This window comes from Microvirga sp. GN3, from assembly GCF_055792825.1.
Genome location: NZ_JBVVAK010000018.1, coordinates 14,226 through 39,321, shown reverse-complemented (window position 1 = coordinate 39,321; position 25,096 = coordinate 14,226). Strand labels below are relative to the sequence as shown.

The window sequence follows — 25,096 nt, the reverse complement described above, 5'->3', positions numbered from 1 at the left end:
TCCTGTTGAGCCTGCGGTCAAGCTGGATTTATCGGCGCTTATTTCGTCCCACGCCCGTTGACTCGGCAACGGCGGCGCTCGCATGATCGGGCCGCCCGCCATGACCCGTTCAGCAATTCAAACCTCAGACGCCGCCCCGCCTGCGGGCCCATACTCCCAGGCCATCCGCGCCGGAGACCTGCTGTTCGTCTCGGGCCAATTGCCTCTCGATCCGAGGGGCAGCCTGGTGGGGCCCGGCGATATCAAAGCTCAGACCAAGCAGGTCTTCGACAACATTGCCGCCATTCTTCGCGAAGCCGGATCGTCCCTGGAGCAAGTGGTCAAGACCACGGTTTTCCTGACGAGCCTCGACGACTTTTCCAGCATGAACGAAGTTTACGCCTCCGTTTTCAAATCACCCTACCCTGCGCGCTCGACCATCGAGATCGGCCGGCTTCCCGGCGGGATGCTCCTCGAAGTCGAATGTATCGCCCTTGTTGAACGGACACCTTCATGACCGCCTTTGACGTAACGCTCGCTGACATCGAAGCTGCCCGCAGCCGCATCGCCGGGCGTGTCAGACGCACTCCTGCCTATGAGAGCGCTGACGTGTCAGCGCGGCTTGGACGGCGTACCGCGTTGAAGATGGAGGCACTGCAGCTGGCAGGCTCCTTCAAGGTCAGGGGCGTTTTCAACAAGGTTCTGACCCTGAGCGAGGACGAGCGCAGGCGCGGTCTCGTCACGGTCTCGGGCGGGAACCACGCCATTGCCGTCGCGAGGGTTGCGGGAACGCTCGGCCTCGATGCCCTCGTTCTGATGCCCAAGACAGCGGCCCAGTTCAACATCGACCTGACCGAGAAATTCGGCGCCCGCGTCGAGCTTTGCGACGATGCAGCGGAAGCCTTCGCCAAGGCCGAGGATTACCAGCGTCAGGGCCGGCTCTTCGTGCATCCCTATGACGATCCCGCCATCATCGCGGGCCACGGCACGCTCGGCCTCGAATTCATCGAGGGCATACCCGACCTCACTCACGTGTTCGTCTCGATTGGCGGTGGCGGCTTCATGTCCGGCGTGGCGGCAGCCCTCAAGGCAAAGCGGCCATCGCTCACCGTCTACGGCGTGGAGCCCACAGGCGCACAGACCATGACGGAGGCACTTAAGGCGGAGGAGCCGGTGACGATCCGTCCGACCTCCATCGCACGAACCCTTGCGGCTCCCTTCGCCACCCACAGAACCCTTGCGGCTGCGAAGCTCTTTCTCAAAGAGATCCTGCTCGTAGAAGACGAGCCGGTCATCGCCGATGTAAGCTGGCTCCTCCAGACGGAAAAGCTGCTCTGCGAGCCTGCCGCCGCCTGTGTCCTGACCGCAGCCGAGGCGATCATTCCGACGCTGCCGGACGACAGCGTGATCGGCCTCGTGCTCTGTGGCTCCAACCTGTCTTTGGACGATCTCGACGCCTGGCGCCGGCAAGCGAGCGTATCGTAGCTTGCAGACCCACAGTTCTGGGATAGCGGGCCAGTGTCAGCCCCACGATTCCGGACAACAAAAAACCGGCCTCTCGGCCGGCTGCGGGAGCCTTGGCGGCTCAAGACATTCAATGGTCGGAGCGAGAGGATTTGAACCTCCGACCCCTAGTCCCCCAGACTAGTGCGCTAACCGGGCTGCGCTACGCTCCGACGCCTTGAACGGCCTGTGTCAATTAGCTCCGGCGTCCCCGGTTCGCAACCCCTGAAATGCACTTTCGCAGGGAAACCGCTCGAAACGCCGCCCCGGAAGACGCAATTTGACGTCCAGATAAAATACCCGCCCCAGTCGAGGCTGGGGCGGGTAAGGTCTCAGGAGCAATCCTTGGAGGGATCATTCCCAAACCCAATCCAAGCCGGAATGTTTCATCGCGCAAGGTGCGACGTTCCAACTCATGGTTGGAACGAGCGCCAGGGCCTTCGGTGCCGACACATGATGATGAAGGGGGGATGGTGGGCGGTGAGGGACTCGAACCCCCGACCTGCGGTGTGTAAAACCGAAGCTCTACCAACTGAGCTAACCGCCCGATGGGCCTGACATAAAAAGAGAAGGCCAACAACGCAAGCGTCGTCGGCCTTCTTTACGAACGAACATCGCTCAAAAAGCGATTACTTCGCGTTGACGGCGTCCTTCAGGCCCGCGCCGGCGCGGAACTTCGGGGTCTTCGAGGCCGGAACCTTGACCTTCTCACCGGTGCGCGGGTTGCGCGCCTCGCCGGCAGCGCGGTTGGTCACAACGAACGTGCCGAAACCGACGATCTTCACCTCATCACCCTTCTTCAGAGCGCCGGTGATCGCCTCGATGGCGGCGTCGATCGCGTCACCAGCCTGGCCACGCGAAAGGCCCACCTTATCGGCGACGGCCGCAACGAGCTCGCCTTTATTCATAGTCATATCCTCCAGTGATCACGGCGGTCGCAAAGGAAATGGTCCACCGTTTCAGGGACAACCCGTTTGGCGCAAAGCTTGTCCTTACGCAAGCCCCGAAGTGGCTGAAATCAGCCGTTTTTTTGCACTTTTCATCAAAAAAGAGGCCCCTGGACAGGAGTCCAGGGGCCTTTCTCGTAACGTAAGGAGCTCGGCTTTAGTGAGCGATCACCCCAGCCGAGTCGTCTTCGACGCCCGGCTTGTGACTCTTGAGCTCCGACGCCTCATCCCACTCGATCCGCTCCGGCATGCGCACGAGAGCATGCTGGAGAACCTGATCCATCATGGAGACCGGCACGATTTCCAGGCCGTTCTTCACGCTGGCCGGGATGTCGGCCAGATCCTTGGCATTCTCTTCCGGAATCAGCACCTTCTTGATGCCACCACGCAGAGCCGCCAGGAGCTTCTCCTTCAGACCACCAATGGGAAGCACCCTGCCCCGCAGCGTCACCTCGCCCGTCATGGCGATATCGCGGCGAACCGGGATACCCGTGATGACGGAGACGATGGCGGTCGCCATGGCGATACCGGCCGACGGACCGTCCTTGGGCGTCGCACCTTCCGGCACGTGCACGTGGATGTCGCGGCGGTCGAACATGGGCGGCTCGACGCCGAAATCGAGAGCGCGGGAGCGGACGTAGGACGCCGCAGCCGAGATCGATTCCTTCATGACGTCACGCAGGTTACCCGTGACGGTCATCTTGCCCTTGCCCGGCATCATGATGCCTTCGATGGTGAGCAGCTCGCCACCGACCTCGGTCCAGGCCAGACCCGTGACCGCGCCGACCATATCCTCCGTCTCGGCCTCGCCGTAGCGATAGCGCGGCGGTCCGAGGAACTCGGGCAGGTTGTCGGTCGTCACCTCGACCGTCTTGACCTTGGAGATCAGGATCTCCTTCACGGCCTTGCGGATGAGGTTGGCGATCTCTCGCTCCAGGTTACGCACGCCCGCCTCGCGGGTGTAGCGGCGGATCAGCATGAGCAGAGCCTCATCGCCGATCTTCCATTCCTTCTCCTGCAGTCCGTGCTTCTGCATGGACGACGGGATCAGGTGGGTGCGGGCGATCTCCGCCTTCTCTTCCTCAGTGTAACCCGCAATGCGGATCACTTCCATGCGGTCGAGGAGCGGACCCGGGATGTTGAGCGTGTTCGCCGTCGTCACGAACATCACGTTGGAGAGGTCGTAATCGACTTCCAGGTAATGGTCGTTGAACGTGTTGTTCTGCTCAGGGTCGAGAACCTCGAGCAAAGCCGCCGACGGGTCGCCGCGGAAGTCCATGCCCATCTTGTCGATCTCGTCGAGCAGGATGAGCGGGTTGGACGTCTTGGCCTTGCGCATCGACTGGATGATCTTGCCGGGCATCGAGCCGATATAGGTCCGACGGTGACCGCGGATCTCCGACTCGTCGCGAACGCCGCCGAGCGACATGCGCACGAACTCGCGGCCCGTGGCCTTGGCGATCGACTTGCCGAGCGAGGTCTTACCCACGCCGGGAGGACCGACAAGGCACAGGATCGGGCCCGTGAGCTTGTTGGCGCGCTGCTGCACGGCCAAGTACTCGACGATGCGTTCCTTGACCTTGTCGAGGCCATAGTGATCCGCATCGAGCAGATCCTGGGCGGCTTTGAGGTCCTTCTTCATCTTCGAGCGGCGATTCCACGGAATGCCGAGCAGCCAGTCGAGATAGTTGCGCACGACGGTTGCTTCCGCCGACATCGGCGACATCTGGCGCAGCTTCTTCAGCTCGCCGAGCGCCTTTTCGCGGGCTTCCTTCGTGAACTTGGTCTTCTCGATCTTCTCTTCGAGCTCAGCCAGCTCGTCGCGACCTTCATCGTCGCCGAGCTCCTTCTGGATCGCCTTCATCTGCTCGTTGAGGTAGTACTCGCGCTGCGTCTTTTCCATCTGACGTTTCACGCGGGTCCGGATCCGCTTCTCTACCTGGAGAACGGAAATCTCGCTTTCCATCATGCCGAGCACCTTCTCGAGGCGCTGAGCGACGGTAGGCGTTTCGAGAATCGCCTGCTTGTCGGCGATCTTGATGGCCAGATGCGAAGCGATGGTGTCGGCGAGCTTCGCAGGCTCGTCGATCTGGGTCACGGCGGTCACGACCTCCGGCGACACCTTCTTGTTCAGCTTCACGTAGTTCTCGAACTCGGACACGACGGAGCGGGCGAGCGCCTCGGCCTCCACCTGATCGCCGAGCGAATCCGGAAGCGCCTCGGCTTCGGCTTCGTAATATTCATCCGTGCGGGTATAGGCCTTCACCTGCGCCCGGCTCGCGCCTTCGACCAGCACCTTCACGGTGCCGTCGGGCAGCTTCAGCAATTGCAGGACGTTGGCCAGGGTGCCGACTTTGTAGATCGCATCCGTCGACGGATCGTCATCCGTCGCATCGATCTGGGTGGCCAGAAGAATGTGACGGTCCCCCTTGACCACTTCCTCAAGCGCGCGGATCGACTTTTCACGGCCGACGAAGAGCGGCACGATCATATGTGGAAAGACAACAATGTCGCGCAGAGGCAGAACCGCATAGGTTCCGGTCGAGCCTGGAACGACAGGCTGACGTGGCTTCGATTGTGTCATGAGACGGTATCCTTTTCACTGCGTCCGACGACCCCCTCGAATGAGCTGGATGCCAGACGAATAACCGGAATGCTCAGGCTTTTGTTATGGGCTGCATCCGGTACGCCGGGCCTTTCCCTCGATTGAGCGGACAGCCCCGGCGCAAGAGATAATGTGGCGTTGCGGGCTTAGCGTTTCAAGAAGATTGCCCGCAACGCTTCGTGTCATGGCTAAGCCCCGGTAGCCTTTTAGGCGCTGGCGCTGGCGGCCTGATCGTTGCGCTCGCCGTGGATGAAGAGCGGCTTGGCCTTGCCCTCCACCACCTCGGGCCCGATCACCACCTGCTCGACGGAATCGAGCCCCGGCAGGTCGTACATGGTCTCCAGCAGGATGCCTTCCATGATGGAGCGCAGGCCGCGGGCACCCGTCTTCCGCTCGATCGCCTTTTTGGCGATGAGGGTCAGAGCCTCGTCCTGGAACGTCAGCTGCACGTTCTCCATCTCGAAGAGGCGCTGGTACTGCTTCACCAGGGCATTCTTCGGCTCCTGCAGAATGGTCTTCAGGGCATCGACATCGAGGTCTTCCAGCGTCGCCAGAACCGGAAGACGGCCGACGAACTCGGGGATGAGGCCGAACTTCAACAGATCCTCAGGCTCGACCTCGCGGAAGATCTCGCCCGTCCGGCGATCGTCGGGCGAACTCACGCTGGCGCCGAAGCCGATGGAGGTGCCCTTGCCGCGACCGGCGATGATCCGCTCCAGACCGGCGAAGGCGCCGCCGCAGATGAACAGGATGTTCGTGGTGTCGACCTGCAGAAACTCCTGCTGCGGATGCTTGCGGCCGCCTTGCGGAGGCACGGAGGCGACGGTGCCTTCCATGATCTTCAGGAGGGCCTGCTGCACACCCTCGCCCGACACGTCGCGGGTGATGGACGGGTTGTCGGACTTGCGGGAGATCTTGTCGATCTCGTCGATATAGACGATGCCCCGCTGAGCCCTCTCCACGTTGTAGTCAGAGGCCTGGAGCAACTTGAGGATGATGTTTTCCACGTCCTCGCCGACATAGCCTGCCTCGGTCAGGGTCGTCGCGTCCGCCATGGTGAAGGGCACGTCCAGGATCCGGGCCAGGGTCTGCGCGAGCAGAGTCTTGCCCGAGCCGGTGGGACCGATCAGCAGAATGTTCGACTTGGCCAGTTCGACGTCGTTGTGCTTCGTCGCGTGGGCGAGACGCTTGTAATGGTTGTGGACCGCCACCGAGAGCACCTTCTTGGCGTGCTCCTGGCCGATCACGTAGTCATCCAGAACGCGGCTGATTTCCTTCGGGGTCGGCACCCCGTCGCGGGACTTCACGAGAGACGATTTCGACTCCTCGCGGATGATGTCCATGCACAGCTCGACGCATTCATCGCAGATGAAAACCGTCGGGCCAGCGATCAGCTTGCGAACCTCGTGCTGGCTCTTGCCGCAGAAGGAGCAGTACAGCGTACTCTTGGAGTCGTTGCCGCCAGCCTTGGTCATTATCACATCTCCAATCCGTGCCGGGACGACCCCAGCCGACCCAACACACCTAAGTTATAGGCGACGGAACTAATAAAATGTTCCGTCGCTAAGAATTGAACGCCCAAATCGCCGTGTCTCCCGAATCCCCATGCAATCACGCGGAAGCCGCCTGATCAATAGAAACGGGGTTACTCGGCAAAAAGACGCACCTGGGGGAATTTTGTCCCCAGGTTTTAAGGGTTAAGCCGGGGTGGCGGCTGGCTCGGGACGCTTCTCGATCACCTGGTCGATCAGACCGAATTCCAGGGCCGCCTGGGCGGTCATGAAATTGTCGCGCTCCAAGGCCCGCTCGATCTCTTCGTAGCTGCGGCCGGTATGGCCGACATAGATCTCGTTCAGACGGCGCTTGAGAGCCTCGCTCTCGCGGGCATGGATCATGATGTCCGTGACCTGACCCTGGTAGCCGCCGGACGGCTGGTGGACCATGATGCGGGCATTCGGGAGGGCAAAGCGCATGCCCTTCTCGCCGGCAGTCAGCAGGAGGGAGCCCATGGAGGCTGCCTGGCCGACGCAGAGGGTCGAGACGGGGCAGCGGATGAACTGCATGGTGTCGTAGATCGACAGGCCCGAGGTCACGACGCCGCCGGGCGAGTTGATATAGAAGGAGATTTCCTTCTTGGGGTTCTCGGCCTCGAGGAACAGAAGCTGTGCCACGATCAGCGAGGCTGAGTAATCTTCAACGGGGCCCGTGAGGAAGATAATCCGTTCGCGCAGGAGGCGCGAATAGATGTCGAATGCGCGCTCGCCGCGGTTCGACTGCTCAACCACCATCGGGACGAGCGTATTGTTAAAGAGCGCTACCGGATCTCTCATTGTCTCACTGCTCCAATTCGGCCGCGCAGATTCGCGGCCGTGCATTTCATGCAAGCAACGAGACGCTTAAAGGAGCGTTACTCGCCCTTGCCGGCTTTCTCTTCGCCGTCGTCCTCATCGCTGAACAGCGCATCCTTGGAGACGGTTTCCTCGTCCACCTTCACCTGGGACAGGATCTGGTCGACGACCTTCTCCTCGAACAGAGGAGCCCGGATTTCAGCGAGGGCCTGCGGGTTCTTCTGGTAGAACTCCCAAACCTGCCGCTCCTGGCCGGGATACTGGCGGACCCGCTCGATGAGGGCCTGAGTCACCTCGTCGTCGGAAATCTTGATATCGGACTTCTCACCGATCTGTGCAAGGACCAAACCGAGACGCACGCGACGCTCGGCGATCTTGCGGTACTCGGCCTTGGCCTCGTCTTCCGTGGTGCTCTCGTCCTCGAAGGTGCGGTTGTTCGACTTCATGTCGCCGACGACCTGCGACCACACGGCTGTGAACTCCTGCTCGACCAGGGTCGGCGGCAGCTCGAAGCTGTACTTGGCGTCGAGGGAATCAAGCAGATCCTTCTTCACCTTGCGGCGAGACTGGGCATCGAAGTCGCGCTTGATGGCATCGCGGATCGCGTCCTTGAGCTTGTCCAGGGATTCCATGCCGAAACCCTTGGCCATCTCGTCGTCGATCTTCAGCTCGCCCGGAGCCTCGACTTCCTTCACGGTCACGTCGAACTCGGCGTCCTTGCCGGCCAGGTGTTCCGCCATGTAATTCGCCGGGAAGGTGACCTTCACGAGCTTGGTGTCGCCGGCCTTGAGACCGGCGAGTTGATCCTCGAAGCCGGGGATGAAGGTGTTCGAGCCGAGCTCGACCCGGATGTCCTCACCCTTGCCGCCCTCGAACTCCTTGCCGTCGATGCGGCCGACGAAGTTCACGACGACCCGATCACCGTCGACTGCAGCGCCTTCCTTCGTGTCGAAGGAGCGATTCTGCTTGGCCATGCGCTCGAGCGATTCGTTGATCTCGGCATCGGTGACCTCGGCCACCGGCTTCTTGACCGTCACGTCGGACAGGTCGGCAAGCTCGAACACCGGCAGAACCTCGAGAGCGACGGTGTAGGCCAAGTCGCCCTTGGCCTCCATAGCCTTCTCGACCTCTTCCTGGCTCTCGGGGAACTGGATTCTCGGCTCGTTGGCGAGCTTCAGATTGTTGTCCTCAACGATCTTGCGGTTGGCCTCGTTGACGGCATTCTGCAGCACGTCCGCCATGACCGAGCGACCATAGACCTTGCGCAGATGACCCACCGGCACCTTGCCGGGACGGAACCCCTTGATCTGCACGCGATCCTTGAGGGTCGACAATTCGCTGTTCAGGCGCTCTTCCAACTCGGTGGCCGGGAGCACGACCTTGAACTCTCGCTTCAAGCCTTGGGACAGTGTTTCCGTCACCTGCATGGTTCTATTCGCCTTCATTCACTCGAAAAATTTCTGTCAGGCTCCGGCCGATGCGGCGTCACGCCGTCAACCAGGCCACTCGGAGCCTCCGGATAACCAACCCTGACGGGATTGGTGCGGGCGGAGGGACTCGAACCCCCACAACTTTCGTCGCTGGAACCTAAATCCAGTGCGTCTACCAATTCCGCCACGCCCGCGCGGGAGCGGCGCGCGAGACGCACCCCTCTTCCGGGACGCGGCTCTATAGCACGGTTAAAAGACAGTGCATCAAAAAAGTTCATGTGCGTCCAAAAGGCAACCAAACTTGGCCGTTCACGTTCAAAGCTGTACCCATGCCGACTATTCGCAAGCCTCGAGACGAGCCTGCCTTCATGATCACCCGTCGCGCCATCACCGCCGGTCTCGCCACGACCCTGATCCCCCTCTCCCGGCACGCGCATGGCCAGAACGCGGACGGCGCCGAACAGGTCCTGACGGCAAAGTCTAGCCCGATGAAATTCCGTCCCGATGCCTCCGCCGAGGCCGATATCTGGACCTTCAACGGAGTCTTAAACCCTGCTCTGCACATCAAGCACGGGAAGGAACTCAGCCTGAAGCTGCAGAACGAGACCGCCCTGCCCCTCTCACTTCACTTCCACGGCGTCCGGGGCCCGAACGCCATGGATGGCGTCGGCGGCCTGACTCAGGAGCCTGTAGCCCCCGGGAAGAGCCACGAATATCGCTTCACCCCGCCCGATGCCGGCACCTTCCTGGTCCGCCCCTGTGTTCTCGATGGCAGCGCCGAGCCCACGGAACGCGGTCTTTCGGGCCTCCTGATCGTGGAGGAGCCCAACCCGCCCCAGGCAGATCGGGACATCGCGCTGCTCGTCGATGACTGGCGCCTGGACGGCGACGGCTCGATGGCCCCTTTCGACAAGCCTGCGGGAACCACCCCTGCCGGACGGCTCGGAAGCTGGCTCACTGTCAACGGCAAGGCGACGCCCGAGCGGATTGAGGCGCCTCCCGGCGGCCGCCTACGCCTGCGGCTTGCCAATACCTGCAACGCCCGGACCATGCGCCTGCGTTTCGATGGCGTGAGAGCCTATGTCATCGCCATCGACAGCCAGCCGACCAGCATCTTCGAGCCCCTCAAAGCCTCCCTGCCCTTCGGGCCTGGCACCCGCTACGATCTGCTGGTCGATCTCGCGCCGGAAGCGGGCGTAACCGGCACCGTCATGGCCCTGATCGGCGACGGAATGCCTCTCGTCGAGATCGTGACCACTGGGGACAAGCGACCCGACCTGCCGGTGTTCGTCCCGCTCCCGCCCAACCCGAAGCTGCCGGAGGCCATCAAGCTCCAGAACGCCACCCGCAAGGATGTGGTGATCAAAGGTGATCCGAAGGTTCCCAACGCGCCCTGGACCATCAACGGAGCGGCGGGACGCTCTTCGGGTGCCCCCCTGATCAAGGTCAGGCGTGGGAACCCGGTGGTGCTGGCGCTCACGAACCAGACCGCCTTCGTCCAGCCCATGCACCTGCACGGCCACTCATTCCGTCTGCTGCATGCGCTCGACGACGGCTGGGAGCCCTATTGGCTGGACACTGTGCAAGTGCCTGAGAACAAGACGGTCCGGATCGCCTTCGTGGCCGACAACCCCGGCAAATGGCTTCTCGCCTCCACCGTCATGGAGCGGTTCGATGCGGGCCTGTGGACCTGGATCGAGGTTACTTGAGGAGCGTGCGCAGGACGCTCGGAACAAGATCCGCCAGATCCTCCGAGATCAGCCCCGGCCCGAAGCTCGCGCCGGCCTCGGCGTGGATCCAGGCCCCCGCGCAGGCTGCCTCAAAAGCCGGCGCATTCTGGGCCATCAGCCCTGCGATGAGGCCGCAAAGCGTATCGCCCGAACCGGCCGTCGCGAGATAGGGCGTGCCGTTCTCGCTGATAGCCGCTCGGCCATCGGGAGCGGCAATCACAGTATCGCTCCCCTTCAGCAGCACGACCGCCCCAGTGTAAGCAGCAGCGCGCCGGGCGCGCTCGATTTTCGATTCCGGATCAAGGATATCCGGGTGACCTTTGAACAAACGGCTGAACTCGCCGCCATGGGGTGTGAGCACCGTCGGAGCATGGCGAAATACTCCATGCAGCTCCGACACCAGCCCCTCGAAGGACGTCAGTGCATCGGCATCCAGGACGAGACTTCGTCTTGTCTGGACGGCAACAGCGACCATGGCACGGGTGCCAGCATGGACGCCTAAGGCCGGCCCAAGGACGAGAGCATTGAGACGCGGATCCTGCAGAATATTATGCAGTCCCTCGGGTCCGTCGCAGCCTTTCAGCATGATGGCGGTGAGATGGGCGGAATTGACCCCGATCGCCTCCGGCGGAGAGGCCACCGTGACAAGGCCGGAGCCAATTCTGAGCGCCGCCCGAGCCGCCAGCCGCGCCGCGCCTGTGCGGGTGGCGCCTCCCGAGACGACGAGCGTGTGCCCCCGCTCATATTTGTGAGAAGAAAGCCCGGGTTTCGGCAAAGCGTGCAGCCACAGAGCCGGATTGTTGGCGAAGAGTTCCCCGCCCTTGGCCTCGAGAATCTCTCGTCCAATTCCGATATCGGCCACCGCGACAGGCCCGCTGAAGGCCCGCCCCGGCATCAGGAGATGGCAGGGCTTTCGGGCCGCAAAGGTCACCGTGCGAGCGGCCTTGACCGCAATGCCGCGTACCCCACCGGTATCGCCGTCGATGCCGGAGGGAAGATCGACCGCCAGGATTGGCTTGCCCGAACCGTTCATCCGATCGACCACATGACGTGCCGCACCATCGAGATCGCGGGACAGGCCAGTGCCGAAGAGAGCATCGACGATGAGATCCGCCTCATGGAAGGGCGCGGTCTCGGCTGCACCGACCTCTCCCTTCCAACCCCGCGCTGCGTCCGCCGCATCGCCCGTCAGCCGGTTGAGATCTCCCAGGAGGCTAAGGCTCACCCGATAGCCTCGCTCGACCAGAAGAGCAGCCGCAATGAAGCCGTCGCCTCCATTCTGGCCAGGACCTGCCACGATGACGATCCTGCCGCCTTTGGAGACTAATTTTTCGGCAGAATCGGCGACAGCGCGCCCCGCCCGCCTCATGAGTTCGATGCCCGGAATGCCCTTTGCGATGGCATCCAGGTCAGCCTGCTTCATTTCGGAGGGTGTCAGGACGAGTTCAGGGGCTGGCATGGGGGCAAAATGGACTCGTTTTTGGGGATTTGGCGAGCTTTTCCGCAACTGCACAAACTTTGATCATAATATGCTTAACAACTCGGCAAAATGGCCCGCTTTGAATCGATGATCGCATGGAAGGCACCTCTTGCTGGTGCTAAAAGCGGCAAAACCTCGAACGAAAACGGTAGACCGGGATGAAGAAGATCGAAGCCATCATCAAGCCCTTCAAGCTCGATGAAGTCAAAGAAGCTCTCCAGGAAGTAGGCCTTCAAGGCATTACCGTCATCGAGGCCAAGGGTTTCGGCCGCCAGAAAGGCCATACCGAGCTTTATCGCGGCGCGGAATACGTCGTCGACTTCCTGCCGAAGGTGAAGCTCGAAATCGTCCTGAACGACGACATGGCCGAGAGCGCCATCGAGGCCATCCGCAAGGCCGCGCAGACCGGCCGCATCGGCGACGGCAAGATTTTCGTTTCGACGGTCGAAGAGGCCGTTCGTATCCGCACGGGCGAGACCGGATCCGACGCGATCTAAGCTCGCTTTCCAAAGCCAAGGCCGTCGGCCGAGGATAATCTTAAAAGGGCAGAAGAGGACCAGACGATCATGCAGACCGCCAAGGATGTGCTCAAGGCGATCAAAGATAACGACGTCCAATACGTCGACTTCCGTTTCACCGACCCGCGCGGCAAGTGGCAGCATGTGACCTTCGACGTCTCGATGGTCGACGAAGACATGTTCGCCGACGGTGTCATGTTCGACGGCTCGTCCATCGCCGGCTGGAAGGCGATCAACGAATCCGACATGACCCTCATGCCCGATCCGACGACCGCCCAGATGGACCCGTTCTTCTCGGCGTCCACCCTGACGATCAACTGCGACATTCTCGAGCCGGCGACCGGCGAGCCCTACAACCGCGATCCGCGCGGCATCGCCAAGAAGGCCGAGGCCTATCTGCAGTCCACCGGCATTGCCGACACGGTCTATGTCGGCCCCGAGGCCGAGTTCTTCGTGTTCGACGACGTGAAGTTCATGGCCGATCCCTACAACACCGGTTTCAAGCTCGACTCGTCCGAGCTGCCGATCAACGGCGACACGCCTTACGAGGGCGGCAACCTCGGTCACCGCATCCCGACCAAGGGCGGCTACTTCCCGGTTCCGCCGCTGGATTCCGCTCAGGACATGCGTGGCGAGATGCTGGCTGCCATGAAGGCCATGGGCGTGACGGTCGAGAAGCACCACCACGAGGTGGCCTCGGCCCAGCACGAGCTCGGCACGAAGTTCAACACGCTGGTTCGCACCGCCGACGAGATGCAGATCTACAAGTACTGCATCCACAACGTCGCCCAGTCCTACGGCAAGACGGCGACCTTCATGCCGAAGCCGGTCTATGGCGACAACGGCTCGGGCATGCACGTGCACCAGTCCCTGTGGAAGGGTGGCAAGCCGCTCTTCGCCGGCAACAAGTATGCCGACCTGTCCCAGGAATGCCTGTGGTACATCGGCGGCATCATCAAGCACGCCAAGGCGCTCAACGCCTTCACAAACCCGTCGACGAACTCCTACAAGCGTCTCGTCCCGGGCTACGAAGCTCCGGTGCTGCTGGCCTACTCGGCCCGTAACCGTTCGGCTTCCTGCCGTATTCCGTGGACGACCTCGCCGAAGGCCAAGCGCGTCGAGGTTCGCTTCCCCGATCCGACCGCCAATCCGTATCTCGCCTTCGCGGCGCTGCTGATGGCCGGTCTCGACGGCATCATCAACAAGATCGATCCCGGCCAGGCGATGGACAAGGATCTCTACGATCTGCCTCCGCGCGAGCTGAAGAAGATCCCGACCGTCTGCGGCTCGCTGCGCGAAGCTCTCGCCAGCCTCGACAAGGACCGCGCATTCCTGAAGGCCGGCGGTGTCTTCAACGACGATTTCATCGACAGCTACATCGAGCTGAAGATGGCCGAGGTCGCTCGCTTCGAGATGACCCCGCACCCGGTCGAGTTCCAGATGTACTACTCCGTCTAATCGGACAGAGAATCCTCCCGGCTGCTTAGATCGCAGCCTTCCTTCGCCGGAGCCCTCGGGCTCCGGCTTTTTTATGGCCTGCATCGGGATGGGGTCCCAAAGCTTAGCCTTTCGCGTAAAGTCAGGCTGCGGATCCCACCGGAAGAACATCCGACACGCATTTGGATGGAGGCGCCGATGTATCTAGGCATGATCGTCCTGCTGATGGTCCTCCTGCCTCTGGCTTCGATCGGCATCGAATACGCAGTCGCGCCGAACGGAAATCTCATCTTCCTGATCGGAAAATGGTTCGTGTTCTGGGCCGTAGGTGTTCGGCTCATCTTGCCGGGCTGCGTCAGATCTTCGATCCAGCCTTTACCGCCGAAACGATCTTCAAGATCAAAGATCCGGACGCGCGCAAGATCGTCATGGAGCTGGGCTTCGGCAATGTGTCGATTGCGCTGCTCGCGCTTCTCTCAGTTTACCGAACCGATTGGATAACGCCGCCGGCGATCGCCGGCGCGGTTTTCTACGGCCTCGCAGGCCTGCAGCACTTACGCAACAAGGATCGGACCGGCTTGGAGACCATTGCCATGGCTTCCGACCTCTTCATTGCGGCTATCGCGATCTTTTATCTGATTGCCGCATGAGATGACTTGGCTCGATGCGAGCCTTCGGGGTCGGAGATTAAGATAGCGGGATTCTGCGCGCGGTGGGCAGGAGGCTTCCGACCAATAACTCAAATGACAGGGTTAGCTCAGTTCTGAAGAGCCGGAGCGGTTTCTTGATGCTTCTCGAACTCCCACAGATCGAGCGCCCGCAGCCGCCCATGATGCGAGGCGCCTGCGCCTCCGCAAACAAAAAGGCCCGGGGAGACCCGGGCCTTTCGATTATCGCGGGAGCGATGGATCTTAGTAGGTGCCGAAGCGGTAGTTCAGACCCGCACGGATCACGCCGAATTCGGCATCGTCGTCGAAGCCAAGGATGCTGTTGTCGTCCTGATCGAGGTTGACGTACAGGCCTTCGACCTTGGCCGACAGGTTGTTGGTGAAGGCGTACTCGAGACCACCACCGACGGTCCAGCCGGTAGCATCGTCCGCGAAGGCGAAACCACCGGTGGCGTAGATCAGGGCGCGGTCGAAGGCCACACCGGCGCGAGCGCGCACCGTGCCGAACCAGTCGCTGCGATCGAAGCCGACAACCGTGCCGTCAGCGAGGATGAGGTCATCATCACCACCGAAGTCGGCGTACTGGATGTCGCCTTCGAGACCGACCACGAACGAACCGATCTGGTAGTTGTAGCCAGCCTGAGCGCCGCCGACGAAGCCGCCTTCGTCGTCGATGTCGAAGCGGACGCCGCCGATCGTGACGCTGTCATTGGTGTTCCAGCCATAGCCGGCGTTCACACCGACATAGAAGCCGGTCCAGGTGAAGACCGGAACGGCCGCAATCACCGGAGCCGGAGCGCGGCGGGACGGAAGGTCAGCAGCCATGGCGCCAGTGGCGAGGCCGAGCAGAGCAACCGAGGAGAGGAGGATCTTTTTCATTTGTCTTGGTCCGTCTGTTAGAAGGATGTGATCCGCTTCTATCCCAGACTTGACCCAGCGTCTGTCACTTTCCTGCCACAGTTAAGGCAAGAAGCGCGGCTTTTCGCATTCGCAACCCATGATGGGCGTTTTTTACCCTCGCACAACCATACATGCCGCCCTGTTACCCTCAGCGGGAAATTCGCAATAACCCTGCCACTTCAGCAGGTTATCGGAACGATGAGGCAGACGGCCGGCATCTGATAGGGTCGGTAACCAATCATTGACCATATTCCTGAGGAGTTTCGCAAGCAGCGGACGGATCTATGGTTAATTCCGGTTCAGCCACAATTGGAGGGCCTGATTGACCCGCTCCGGCTGCTCGAGCGTCGACATGTGCCCGGCCTCGGGAATGACGACCAGGGAGGCCCATTCGATCATTTCGGCCATCTCGCGGGCGATCTCCGGCGGCGTGATGGCATCGCCCTCCCCGACCAGCACCAGGGTCGGGATCTCGATTCCCGACAGGGAAGGACGCGAGTCGGGACGCGCCATGATAGCCCGCTGCTGCCGGACATAGGCCTCAGCCCCGGTCTCCCGCATCATCCCGAACAGGATGTCCTGAAGATCCCGGTCGCCCCGATGATCGGGATGGACAAGACGCGGCCAGAGCGCGGCATGAATCTCCTCGAATCGGCCCGCTTCCGCGAGCGCGATCAGCCGCTTGCGATCCTGGCTCGCCTCCGGGGTATCGGGACGTGCGCTCGTGTCGAGCAAGGCAAGCCGTGTCACCCGTTCCGGCGCCTTCCGCATGACCTCCATGGCGATGTACCCGCCCATGGAGAGCCCTGCGAGAGCGAACCGCTCGGGCGCTTCGCGCAGGAGGCGCGTGGCGATTCCCGGGATCGAATCATCCTGGGTATGATCCATGAGAACGATGCTGCGCTCCTTGGACAGGGCGGCGATCTGGGGCTCGAAAAGCCGGGAGGTGCAGGCCAATCCGGGAATCAGAACGAGTGTTTCAGCCATCAAACTTTCCTTTGTCGCGTCTCGGCAAGTTTCCCTGGATTGACAAGCGCATAGCTTATCTTAGGGCCAGTTCCAGCATAACAAGAAAAATCTATTGTTTTCAATTAGTTATACGTCGATGGACCGACGCATCCCCTATCACCATCGGCACAAAGTTTGGCACAAGCCGTCCCTTGTCACACGTTTCTGCTAAGTAGCTGATTTTAATACTTGCCATTGGCATAGCTTATCTTATGGTCCCGCCACTCCTAAACTTGAGCAAGAGCCTCAGGTGAAACCAGTCTCGCGCTTGTTTGTTGCCGTAGAGCGCGGCCGGCACTTTTAGAGCGCGCCTAGCCCTCAACGGTAATTAGCATTCATGTCGTTCGCCGAACTCGGACTTAGCGATAAAGTTCAACAGGCCGTCGCCGCCGCCGGATATACGGAGCCGACGCCGATCCAGGCCCAGGCCATCCCCCATGTTCTCTCACGCCGCGATGTGCTGGGCATTGCCCAGACTGGCACGGGCAAGACGGCCGCCTTCACACTCCCGATGCTGACCCTGCTCGAATCCGGCCGGGCCCGGGCGCGCATGCCGCGCACGCTGATCCTCGAGCCGACCCGCGAGTTGGCGGCCCAGGTCGAGGACAACTTCGACAAATACGGCATCAATCACAAGCTTTCCGTCGCCTTGCTGATCGGCGGCGTATCCTTCGGCGATCAGGATGCCAAGATCACCCGCGGCGTCGACGTGCTGATCGCGACTCCCGGCCGCCTGCTCGATCACTTCGAGCGCGGCAAGCTCCTGCTCACCGGCGTCGAGCTGCTCGTCATCGACGAGGCCGACCGGATGCTCGATATGGGCTTCATCCCGGATATCGAGCGCATCGTTAAGCTCGTGCCCTTCACCCGCCAGACCCTGTTCTTCTCCGCGACCATGCCTCCGGAGATCCAGCGTCTTGCCGACGCCTTCCTTCACAATCCGGTGAAGGTGGAGGTCGCTCGCGCCGCTTCGACTGCCGCGACGATCACCCAGCGCCTCGTGGCGACGGGCCGTGAGGATTACGAGCAGCGCGAGACCCTGCGGGAGCTGATCCGGAGCGCCACGGACCTGCAGAACGCCATCGTTTTCTGCAACCGCAAACGTGACGTGGCCGTCCTTCATCGTTCCCTGCAGAAGCACGGTTTCGCGGCAGTCGCTCTTCATGGCGATATGGACCAGCATGCCCGCATGGCGGCGCTCGACAGCTTCCGCAGCGGGGAGATGCCGATCCTGGTGGCCAGCGACGTGGCCGCCCGTGGCTTGGACATTCCGGCGGTAAGCCACGTGTTCAACTACGACGTCCCGCACCACGCAGAAGATTATGTCCACCGCATCGGCCGCACGGGCCGAGCGGGACGTTCGGGTCAGGCCTTTACGCTGGTGGGTCCGGGGGACGAGAAGTCCCTGGCGGCCATCGAGAAGCTGATCGGCCAGCCGGTCGAGTGGCAGGGACCGACGCTCGCCGAGCGTCCCCCCTCCGAAGGATCCTCGCGCCGCCGCGCCGGGCGAGGTGAGGAACGCTCGCGCGGCCGCAAGGTCAAGGTGCGGTCGGGGGACCGGAGCCGTGGCCGTTCCGAGGAGCCGCGGGAAGAGGCCTCAATTGGTCGTGCCGTCGAGCCTCTCCGCGAGGAGCAGCCCAGCCGCAGGCCCCGCCAAGAGCGCGGCGAGCGTTCGTCGGATCGAAACTATCAGGGCCGCTCTCGTCGTGACGACGACATGGACGAGAAGGTGATCGGTCTCGGTGATCACGTACCGGCCTTCCTCATGCGGCCGGTGGCGGCCAAGAAAGCCAAATAAGAAAGCTAAGTCAAATAAGAAAGCTAAGTAACGGGCTCGGATGCTTTCTTCCGAGCCTTCCGGTTCGGCGCGGCCTTGCCTTTACGCGTCTGAGCGGATTTCGCCCTCCGCGCCGCTGCTACGGCCATGGTGGCAAGCTCGGCCGCCTCGTCGGGATCGTCAAGGGCGGATTCCGGCATGAGCCAATAGCTCATCGTGGTCTTGCGGCCGTCGCGGGCTTCGTAGGTGAAAGGGCGTGAGCCCAAGTCACGGAAATAAGCGACACTCTCGTCATCAACCTTGAGGTAGAGTTCGCCATAGGCCACCAGGGCGAACATCAGCTCATCCTGATAGACCCCCTGCCCACCGAACATGCGCCGAATATGAACGGGCCCGAGGCTGCGGAAGATGTCGCGTAGATCCTCTGCATCCATGGCTTAGTTAGCTGATTGAAGCGCAGCAGGCGTGGCCGGCGTGATCGCGACCGACTCGCCGCAACCGCAGGCCGAGGTCTGATTGGGATTGTTGAAGACGAACTGGGACGACATCTTGGTCGTCTGGAAATCCATCTCCGTGCCGAGCAGGAACAGCACGGCCTTGGGATCGATCAGAACGGTCACGCCCTTGTCCTCGACCACCTCGTCGAGCGGGTTGACGCTTTCCGCATATTCCATGGTGTAGGACATGCCGGCGCAGCCGCCGTTCTTGACGCCGACGCGGACGCCGACGATGGGGCGGTCCGCCTTGCCGATGATATCCTTGACGCGGTTCGCTGCCGCGTCGGTCAAGGTGACGACCTTGAAGCCGGGTAAAGCCATAAGACTTCTCTCCTGACAGCCGGGTTCAAGGCCCGGGCAGAACGAGTTGGTTTTTCCATAGATAAGAGCTGAAAGGGCAAACGTCGAGACCATTCAGGGTTGCCCCAACGGCCGAGGTCGACCATATCGGGTAGACCCCATCCCCAATTCCGCCACAGCCTAAGGAGAGCAGATGCCGCATCATATGCCGCTGATATCAACCATCGTTGTCGGCCTTGTGATGGCATTTGCCCTCGGTGCTATAGCGCATCGCTTCCGTCTCTCCCCTCTGATCGGCTATCTCCTCGCTGGCGTCCTGGCCGGACCTTTCACGCCGGGATATGTGGCGGATCAGGGGCTCGCCAATCAGCTCGCCGAAATCGGCGTGATCCTGCTGATGTTCGGCGTCGGTCTTCATTTCTCGCTCAAGGATCTCCTGTCAGTCCGGGCCATCGCCATTCCCGGCGCCGTGGTCCAGATCGCAAGCGCGACAGTCCTGGGCATGGGTCTCGCCTGGCTGATGGGATGGAACCTCGGCGGCGGCCTGGTCTTCGGTCTGGCGCTCTCCGTCGCCAGTACGGTCGTGCTGCTGCGCGCGCTCCAGGAGCGACGGCTCGTCGAAACCGAGCGCGGGCATATCGCCGTCGGCTGGTTGATCGTCGAAGACCTGGCAATGGTGCTGACCCTGGTGTTGCTGCCGGCTTTCGCCAACGCCACGGCCAGCGCCTCGGCCGATCTTGAATCCATCGCAATCTCCCTCGGCGTCACACTCGGCAAGGTCGTCGCCTTCGTGGCGATCATGCTGATCGTCGGCCGAAGGGTGATTCCGTGGATCCTGCACTACGTCGCGCATACCGGCTCGCGCGAGCTGTTCCGTCTGGCCGTTCTTGCGATCGCGCTTGGTGCCGCTTTCGGAGCAGCGGAGCTGTTCGGCGTGTCCTTTGCACTCGGCGCGTTCTTTGCCGGCATGGTGTTGAGCGAGTCGGAACTCAGCCATCAGGCCGCGTCAGAAACCCTGCCGCTACGGGACGCCTTCGCGGTTCTCTTCTTCGTCTCGGTCGGCATGCTGTTCGACCCGATGATCCTCATCAACGATTTCGGCCCGGTTCTCGCGACCTTCCTGATCATCGTCGTCGGCAAATCGCTCGCCGCCTTCGCGATTGTCAGGCTCTTCAGACACCCGAACGAGACGGCCCTGACCATTGCGGCGAGCCTCGCCCAGATCGGCGAATTCTCCTTCATCCTCGCAGGCCTCGGCGTCGAACTTCAGCTCATGCCGGAAAAGGGCCGCGACTTGATCCTGGCCGGCGCCATCCTGTCGATCCTGATCAATCCGTTCCTTTTCACCCTGCTCGACCGGTGGTTTGCCAAGCGCGAGAAGGCTCACGCCGCGAAAGCAGAGCCCTCGGCCGAGAGCATGCCTATGGTCACCGAGGAGGAGAAAGCCGCCGATGCTAAGGAGTCCCTCCCCGTGACCTCCCTCACGGATCATGTGGTCCTCGTGGGCCACGGACGGGTCGGCAAATTCATCACCGGCAAGCTGCTGGCATCGGGAACCCCCTTCCTGGTCATCGAGACCAGCAAAAGTCAGGTCGCCGGCCTGCAGAAGGACAACCACCCGATCATCATCGGCAATGCCGCCGATCCCGAGGTGGCCGCCGCTGCCAACATCAAGGAAGCCCGCTGCCTCCTCGTAGCCATTCCGGATGCTTTCGAAAGCGGCCAGGTTGTCGAGCAATCCCGCAGAATCAATCCAGACCTGCCGATCATCGTTCGCGTTCACTCCGATGCTCAGGAAGAACACGTCATGAAATATGGCGCGTCGCGGATCGTAATGGGCGAGCAGGAAATTGCGCGCGCTATGTTCGCCGCCGTGCCCGATGCGCCCCGCACCCCCGTGCTGTCCGCGGTCGACGAGGCGGACGGTGTCGCCGCGGAAGACGAGCAGAATGAAGCCGGTGCGGACGAGAACACGCCGCCCCAACCATCAACGAACGTGCTCGGGCCTGAAGCCGAGACCGATCAAACGGGCGGGAATACGCCTGAACAGGGACCATTGCGCCAGCCAGCGGATGATCCAGGGCGCTGAGACAGGCCCCTTGCTGGTTAGGACAGGATCGATCAACCGCTTCTGAAGCAGAACCTGCAGCCCTTGCGTCAGGCGTGTCGGCAGCTCGCGCCTTTTCTGAACGAGGGCAAGCTGCTCAGGGCCCACGGGCCCTGCCTTCAATACCGATCCTAGGATGTTGGCGGTTGCGACCGCGTCCTGAATCGCGAGATTGATGCCGACCCCGCCGGCCGGCGACATGGCATGGGCCGCATCGCCGATGCACAGAAGGCCTGGCCGATACCATTGCTTCAGCCGGTCGACGGCGACGGTCAGAAGCTTGATGTCATCCCAGGATTGGATTTCCTCGACGCGCCCTCCAAGAAACGGCGCAAGCCCGGCAAGCTTAGTGCGAAAAGCCACCAGGCCTTCCCGCTGCAAAGCCTCGAGCGACCCCTTCGGGATGAGATAGGCGCATTGCCAGTATTGCCCGCGGTCGATCATGACCAGCATCTGCCCCGCCTCGATGCGCCCGAGCAACTGGCCGGGATCGCCCGGATGCCTGGGCACCCGCATCCACAGCACGTCCATCGGCGCACCGATATTCACGACCTCGAGGTCTGCCTTTTCGCGGACGACGGAACGTCGCCCATCGGCCGCGACCACAAGATCGGCCAGCACATCGAGAACGCCTTCGGGGGTCGAAGCGCGCACGCCCGTCACCCTGCCCTTCTCTTCGATCAGATCGATGACCTCCGCCCGCATCTTCAGGTGAAAATGAGGATAGACACGCGCGTGATCGGCCAGGAAATCGAGGAAGTCCCATTGGGGCATGAAGGCGATGAACTTGCAGTGCGTCGGCAGGTGAGAGAAGTCGCCCAATTGCAAGGTCGTTCCGCCCACGACCAGACTGACCGTCTGGGTTTGCTGATGCGGCCGCGAGAGAAACTCGTCGAGCAGTCCGAGTTCGTACATCACTTCGAGCGTCGATGGATGGATGGTGTCACCTCGGAAATCGCGCAGGAAATCGGCGTGCTTCTCAAGAACGAGAGCCTCGTCACCCTGGCGGGCAAGGAGAAACCCTAACATCATGCCGGCGGGGCCGCCTCCGACGATGCAACAACGGGTTTGAAGAGTTCTTGACGCGTGAGGTGTGTTCATGCGCGGTCTCCTGGGGATGCCCTCGGAACATCCGTCAGTCAGCACAACCCTACGACCATTCTGCCTACTTCCAAAACGCGAGCCCGGTTTCCATCCCAGGGGCTCCCCCTTCTTCTTCCATCACAGAAATCGGGCGCAGGAATCGGGTCGGAAGCAGCGACTCGATTTGCGATCCCAATCCCGAGCATTGAGCTCATCAAGGAAAGGGACTCAGCTGTGACGACGCTCATGAACAAGACCGCCATCGTGACGGGGGCAAGCTCCGGAATCGGTCGTGCCACGGCACGACTGTTCGCGCAGGAAGGCGCGAACATCATCGTGACGGCACGGCGATCCGATGCGCTGGACACGCTCGTCGCCGAGATCGAAAGAGATGGCGGGTGCGCCGTCGCTGTTGCCGGCGATATCAGCGACGAGGCTTTGGCTCAAACTCTGGTCGAGACGGCAGTCAGCCGTTTCGGAGGTCTCGACATCGCCTTCAACAATGCCGGCACGAACGGCGAGATGGGGCCGACGCCGGGCGTCTCGCTCACGGGCTGGAACGAGACACTTGCGGTCAATCTCACGGCTGCTTTTCTGGGGGCGAAATACCAGATCCCAGCCATGCTCGACCGCGGCGGAGGCTCGATCATCTTCACCTCCACCTTCGTCGGCTACACGGCCGGAATGCCGGGTGTCGCGGCCTATGCAGCGAGCAAGTCCGGATTGATCGGACTCACGCAATCACTCGCGAGCGAGTTCGGCCCAAAAGGCATCCGCGTCAACGCCTTGCTGCCGGGAGGTACGGATACGCCCTTGGCGGAGGCCTGGGTCAGCACGCCTGAGGCTTTGGCCTTCGTCGAAGGCCTGCATGCGCTGAAGCGACGGGCGCGGCCTGAGGAAATTGCCCGTTCAGCGCTCTACCTCGCTTCGGATGCATCGAGCTTCACGACAGGCACGGCCATGCTCGTCGATGGAGGCGTTTCCATCAATCGGACGTGATCGGTCAATGCTGATCCCCCTCGTCATCCCCGGACTGGTTCCGGGGACCCACGTTTTCACGCCCTCAAAACGTGAATGGCCGGGACGAGCCCGGCCATGACGCTAAAATTAATCGACGAGCCTCGAAGCCCTACCACATGTCAAGCGCGACACGGGCCTCATCTGACATGCGGCTCTGATCCCATGGCGGATCGAAGACCATGTTGACCTTGACGCTCTGAACGCCTTGGACCGTGGACACGGCGTTCTCGACCCAGCCCGGCATTTCGCCGGCCACCGGACAGCCCGGCGCGGTCAGCGTCATATCGATGGTGACGTTGCGGTCGTCGTCGATATCGACCCGGTAGATCAGGCCGAGTTCGTAGATATCGGACGGGATTTCCGGATCGTAGACGGTCTTGAGCGCCGCAATGATGTCATCTGTCATGCGGTCGAGTTCTTCCGGCGCGATCGCGGAGCCCGGGGACACCTGGGGCGCGTTGGGCCGATCCTGGGTCGGGGTCATGTCATTCACAGGTCAATCCTCAAGCAAACAGGGCTTCCGCCTTCTGCAGGGCTTCCGCCAGCTTATCGACTTCTTGCATGGTGTTGTAGAGGCCAAATGAGGCCCGGCAGGTCGAGGTCGCGCCGAAGCGCTCCAGCAACGGCATGGCGCAATGGGTGCCGGCCCGGACAGCCACGCCCTGCCGGTCGATGATCGTCGCGACGTCGTGGGCATGCGCGTTCTTCATCTCGAAGGCCAGTATGGCCCCCTTGCCCTTGGCGCGGCCGATGATCCGGATCGAATTCATGGCGCCGAGGCGCTCATGAGCATAGGCCGAGAGAGCCGCCTCGTGCGCCTGGATGTTCTCCCGCCCGAGCTGCATCATGAAGCGGAGCGCCGCGTCGAGCCCGATGGCCTCGATGATCGGCGGCGTTCCCGCCTCGAAGCGATGCGGCGGATCGTTGTAGGTAATCGCGTCCTGGCGCACCTCGCGGATCATCTCGCCGCCGCCGGAATAGGGCGGCATCTTCTCAAGCCATTCGCGCTTGCCGTAGAGAACGCCGATGCCGGTCGGGCCATAGACCTTGTGGCCGGTGAAGACATAGAAATCCGCATCGAGATCGCGCACGTCGACTTGGAGATGCACCGCGCCCTGAGCGCCGTCGATCAGCACTGGCACGCCGTGCGCGTGGGCGATGCGAATGATCTCCTTCGCCGGCGTCACTGTGCCGAGCACGTTCGACATATGCGTGATGGCGACGATCTTGGTGCGCGGCGTGATGAGTTTTTCGAACTCTTCGATGAGGAAGTTGCCCTCGTCGTCCACCGGCGCCCATTTGATCACCGCGCCCTTCCGCTCACGTAGGAAATGCCAGGGTACGATGTTGGAATGGTGCTCCATGATGGAGAGGATGATCTCGTCCCCCTCCCCGATTCCCATACGGCCGAAGGAATCAGCCACGAGGTTGTAGGCTTCCGTGGCCGACTTGGTGAAGACGATCTCTTCGATGGATTCGGCGTTGAGGAATTCCCGCACGGTTTCCCGCGCACGCTCGAAGCCCTCCGTCGCCACGTTCGCCATGTGATGCAGGCCGCGGTGAACGTTGGCATAGCCCGTCTGCATGGTGTTCACCATGGCGTCGATCACCGCGCGCGGCTTCTGGGCCGAGGCGGCGTTGTCGAGATAGACGAGCGGCTTGCCATAGACTTGGCTCGCCAGGATCGGAAACTCCGCCCGGATCGCTTCGACATCGTATGGCTTCACAGGAGCATTCATTGCCTAAACCGTTTCTCTGC

General features: G+C 61.9%; 22 protein-coding genes and 3 tRNA genes. 9 read left to right on the top strand and 16 right to left on the bottom strand.

What is annotated here, in order from left to right; genetic code table 11:
• Window positions 1–100: 100 nt before the first annotated feature.
• Together ACS5Q1_RS11460 and ACS5Q1_RS11455 are read left to right on the top strand one after the other, a co-directional pair.
• Entirely contained in the window at window positions 101–496 is a 396-nt protein-coding gene (locus ACS5Q1_RS11460) for a RidA family protein (RefSeq protein ID WP_473098298.1), read from the top strand.
• The gene (locus ACS5Q1_RS11455) at window positions 493–1,464 is read left to right on the top strand and encodes a threonine ammonia-lyase (RefSeq protein ID WP_473098297.1); all 972 of its coding nucleotides are present in this window, start codon (window positions 493–495) and stop codon (window positions 1,462–1,464) included. Before ACS5Q1_RS11460 ends, ACS5Q1_RS11455 begins: the two co-directional genes overlap by 4 nt.
• A gap of 113 nt (window positions 1,465–1,577) precedes the next feature.
• Here the strand turns inward: ACS5Q1_RS11455 and ACS5Q1_RS11450 are convergent.
• From ACS5Q1_RS11450 to ACS5Q1_RS11415, 8 genes are all read right to left on the bottom strand, one after another.
• Window positions 1,578–1,655: transfer RNA gene (locus ACS5Q1_RS11450), tRNA-Pro, on the bottom strand.
• Between the two features lie 298 nt (window positions 1,656–1,953).
• Window positions 1,954–2,029: transfer RNA gene (locus tag ACS5Q1_RS11445), tRNA-Val, on the bottom strand.
• Between the two features lie 82 nt (window positions 2,030–2,111).
• The gene (locus ACS5Q1_RS11440; protein ID WP_009490969.1) at window positions 2,112–2,390 is read right to left on the bottom strand and encodes an HU family DNA-binding protein; all 279 of its coding nucleotides are present in this window, start codon (window positions 2,388–2,390) and stop codon (window positions 2,112–2,114) included.
• A gap of 196 nt (window positions 2,391–2,586) precedes the next feature.
• Window positions 2,587–5,013, bottom strand: coding sequence for an endopeptidase La (gene lon, locus ACS5Q1_RS11435; RefSeq protein ID WP_473098296.1), 2,427 nt, complete (start codon window positions 5,011–5,013; stop codon window positions 2,587–2,589).
• A gap of 227 nt (window positions 5,014–5,240) precedes the next feature.
• A complete protein-coding gene (gene clpX / locus ACS5Q1_RS11430) occupies window positions 5,241–6,509 on the bottom strand; it encodes an ATP-dependent Clp protease ATP-binding subunit ClpX (protein WP_183450532.1) in 1,269 nt (422 codons plus the stop codon).
• A gap of 222 nt (window positions 6,510–6,731) precedes the next feature.
• Entirely contained in the window at window positions 6,732–7,364 is a 633-nt protein-coding gene (locus ACS5Q1_RS11425; protein ID WP_203443684.1) for an ATP-dependent Clp protease proteolytic subunit, read from the bottom strand.
• Window positions 7,365–7,441: 77 nt separating this feature from the next.
• Window positions 7,442–8,809: a trigger factor gene (gene tig / locus ACS5Q1_RS11420; protein ID WP_473098346.1), complete on the bottom strand. Its 1,368-nt coding sequence runs from the start codon at window positions 8,807–8,809 to the stop codon at window positions 7,442–7,444.
• A gap of 112 nt (window positions 8,810–8,921) precedes the next feature.
• Window positions 8,922–9,006, bottom strand: a tRNA-Leu gene (locus ACS5Q1_RS11415).
• Between the two features lie 174 nt (window positions 9,007–9,180).
• Between ACS5Q1_RS11415 and ACS5Q1_RS11410 the strand changes: the two genes are divergently transcribed.
• Window positions 9,181–10,521, top strand: coding sequence for a multicopper oxidase family protein (locus tag ACS5Q1_RS11410; protein WP_473098294.1), 1,341 nt, complete (start codon window positions 9,181–9,183; stop codon window positions 10,519–10,521).
• Here the strand turns inward: ACS5Q1_RS11410 and ACS5Q1_RS11405 are convergent.
• The gene (locus tag ACS5Q1_RS11405) at window positions 10,514–12,001 is read right to left on the bottom strand and encodes an NAD(P)H-hydrate dehydratase (protein WP_473098293.1); all 1,488 of its coding nucleotides are present in this window, start codon (window positions 11,999–12,001) and stop codon (window positions 10,514–10,516) included. The genes ACS5Q1_RS11410 and ACS5Q1_RS11405 overlap by 8 nt on opposite strands.
• 179 nt (window positions 12,002–12,180) lie before the next feature.
• Here ACS5Q1_RS11405 and ACS5Q1_RS11400 point away from each other — a divergent pair, with 179 nt between their 5' ends.
• From ACS5Q1_RS11400 to ACS5Q1_RS11390, 3 genes are all read left to right on the top strand, one after another.
• Complete coding sequence (locus ACS5Q1_RS11400; RefSeq protein WP_009490961.1) at window positions 12,181–12,519, top strand: P-II family nitrogen regulator; 339 nt, start codon at window positions 12,181–12,183, stop codon at window positions 12,517–12,519.
• Window positions 12,520–12,588: 69 nt separating this feature from the next.
• Window positions 12,589–13,998: a type I glutamate--ammonia ligase gene (glnA, locus tag ACS5Q1_RS11395; protein WP_203443682.1), complete on the top strand. Its 1,410-nt coding sequence runs from the start codon at window positions 12,589–12,591 to the stop codon at window positions 13,996–13,998.
• Window positions 13,999–14,282: 284 nt separating this feature from the next.
• A complete protein-coding gene (locus tag ACS5Q1_RS11390) occupies window positions 14,283–14,627 on the top strand; it encodes a hypothetical protein (RefSeq protein WP_473098292.1) in 345 nt (114 codons plus the stop codon).
• Between the two features lie 261 nt (window positions 14,628–14,888).
• Here the strand turns inward: ACS5Q1_RS11390 and ACS5Q1_RS11385 are convergent, their stop codons facing one another.
• Together ACS5Q1_RS11385 and ACS5Q1_RS11380 are read right to left on the bottom strand one after the other, a co-directional pair.
• The gene (locus ACS5Q1_RS11385) at window positions 14,889–15,524 is read right to left on the bottom strand and encodes an outer membrane protein (protein WP_473098291.1); all 636 of its coding nucleotides are present in this window, start codon (window positions 15,522–15,524) and stop codon (window positions 14,889–14,891) included.
• Window positions 15,525–15,833: 309 nt separating this feature from the next.
• Window positions 15,834–16,532 (bottom strand): alpha/beta fold hydrolase, encoded by a 699-nt coding sequence (locus ACS5Q1_RS11380; protein ID WP_473098290.1) that lies wholly within the window; start codon window positions 16,530–16,532, stop codon window positions 15,834–15,836.
• A 358-nt stretch (window positions 16,533–16,890) separates the two neighbouring features.
• Here ACS5Q1_RS11380 and ACS5Q1_RS11375 point away from each other — a divergent pair, with 358 nt between their 5' ends.
• Window positions 16,891–18,351, top strand: a complete 1,461-nt coding sequence (locus tag ACS5Q1_RS11375) for a DEAD/DEAH box helicase (RefSeq protein ID WP_473098289.1) — start codon at window positions 16,891–16,893, stop codon at window positions 18,349–18,351.
• A gap of 23 nt (window positions 18,352–18,374) precedes the next feature.
• On the opposite strand, the gene ACS5Q1_RS11370 is transcribed toward ACS5Q1_RS11375, so the two are convergent.
• Both ACS5Q1_RS11370 and ACS5Q1_RS11365 read right to left on the bottom strand, forming a co-directional pair.
• Window positions 18,375–18,764, bottom strand: coding sequence for a TfoX/Sxy family protein (locus ACS5Q1_RS11370; RefSeq protein WP_473098288.1), 390 nt, complete (start codon window positions 18,762–18,764; stop codon window positions 18,375–18,377).
• 3 nt (window positions 18,765–18,767) lie between these two features.
• Window positions 18,768–19,148, bottom strand: coding sequence for a HesB/IscA family protein (locus tag ACS5Q1_RS11365; RefSeq protein WP_203443676.1), 381 nt, complete (start codon window positions 19,146–19,148; stop codon window positions 18,768–18,770).
• A 172-nt stretch (window positions 19,149–19,320) separates the two neighbouring features.
• Between ACS5Q1_RS11365 and ybaL the strand changes: the two genes are divergently transcribed.
• Entirely contained in the window at window positions 19,321–21,216 is a 1,896-nt protein-coding gene (gene ybaL, locus ACS5Q1_RS11360) for a YbaL family putative K(+) efflux transporter (RefSeq protein WP_473098286.1), read from the top strand.
• On the opposite strand, the gene ACS5Q1_RS11355 is transcribed toward ybaL, so the two are convergent.
• Entirely contained in the window at window positions 21,115–22,335 is a 1,221-nt protein-coding gene (locus ACS5Q1_RS11355; RefSeq protein WP_473098285.1) for an FAD-dependent oxidoreductase, read from the bottom strand. The genes ybaL and ACS5Q1_RS11355 overlap by 102 nt on opposite strands.
• Window positions 22,336–22,563: 228 nt before the next feature.
• On the opposite strand from ACS5Q1_RS11355, the gene ACS5Q1_RS11350 reads away from it, so the two are divergent.
• Window positions 22,564–23,316 (top strand): SDR family oxidoreductase, encoded by a 753-nt coding sequence (locus ACS5Q1_RS11350; protein WP_473098284.1) that lies wholly within the window; start codon window positions 22,564–22,566, stop codon window positions 23,314–23,316.
• A 130-nt stretch (window positions 23,317–23,446) separates the two neighbouring features.
• Here the strand turns inward: ACS5Q1_RS11350 and ACS5Q1_RS11345 are convergent, their stop codons facing one another.
• Together ACS5Q1_RS11345 and ACS5Q1_RS11340 are read right to left on the bottom strand one after the other, a co-directional pair.
• Window positions 23,447–23,821: an SUF system Fe-S cluster assembly protein gene (locus tag ACS5Q1_RS11345; protein ID WP_203444144.1), complete on the bottom strand. Its 375-nt coding sequence runs from the start codon at window positions 23,819–23,821 to the stop codon at window positions 23,447–23,449.
• Between the two features lie 19 nt (window positions 23,822–23,840).
• The gene (locus ACS5Q1_RS11340) at window positions 23,841–25,076 is read right to left on the bottom strand and encodes a cysteine desulfurase (protein WP_473098283.1); all 1,236 of its coding nucleotides are present in this window, start codon (window positions 25,074–25,076) and stop codon (window positions 23,841–23,843) included.
• Window positions 25,077–25,096 lie beyond the last annotated feature (20 nt).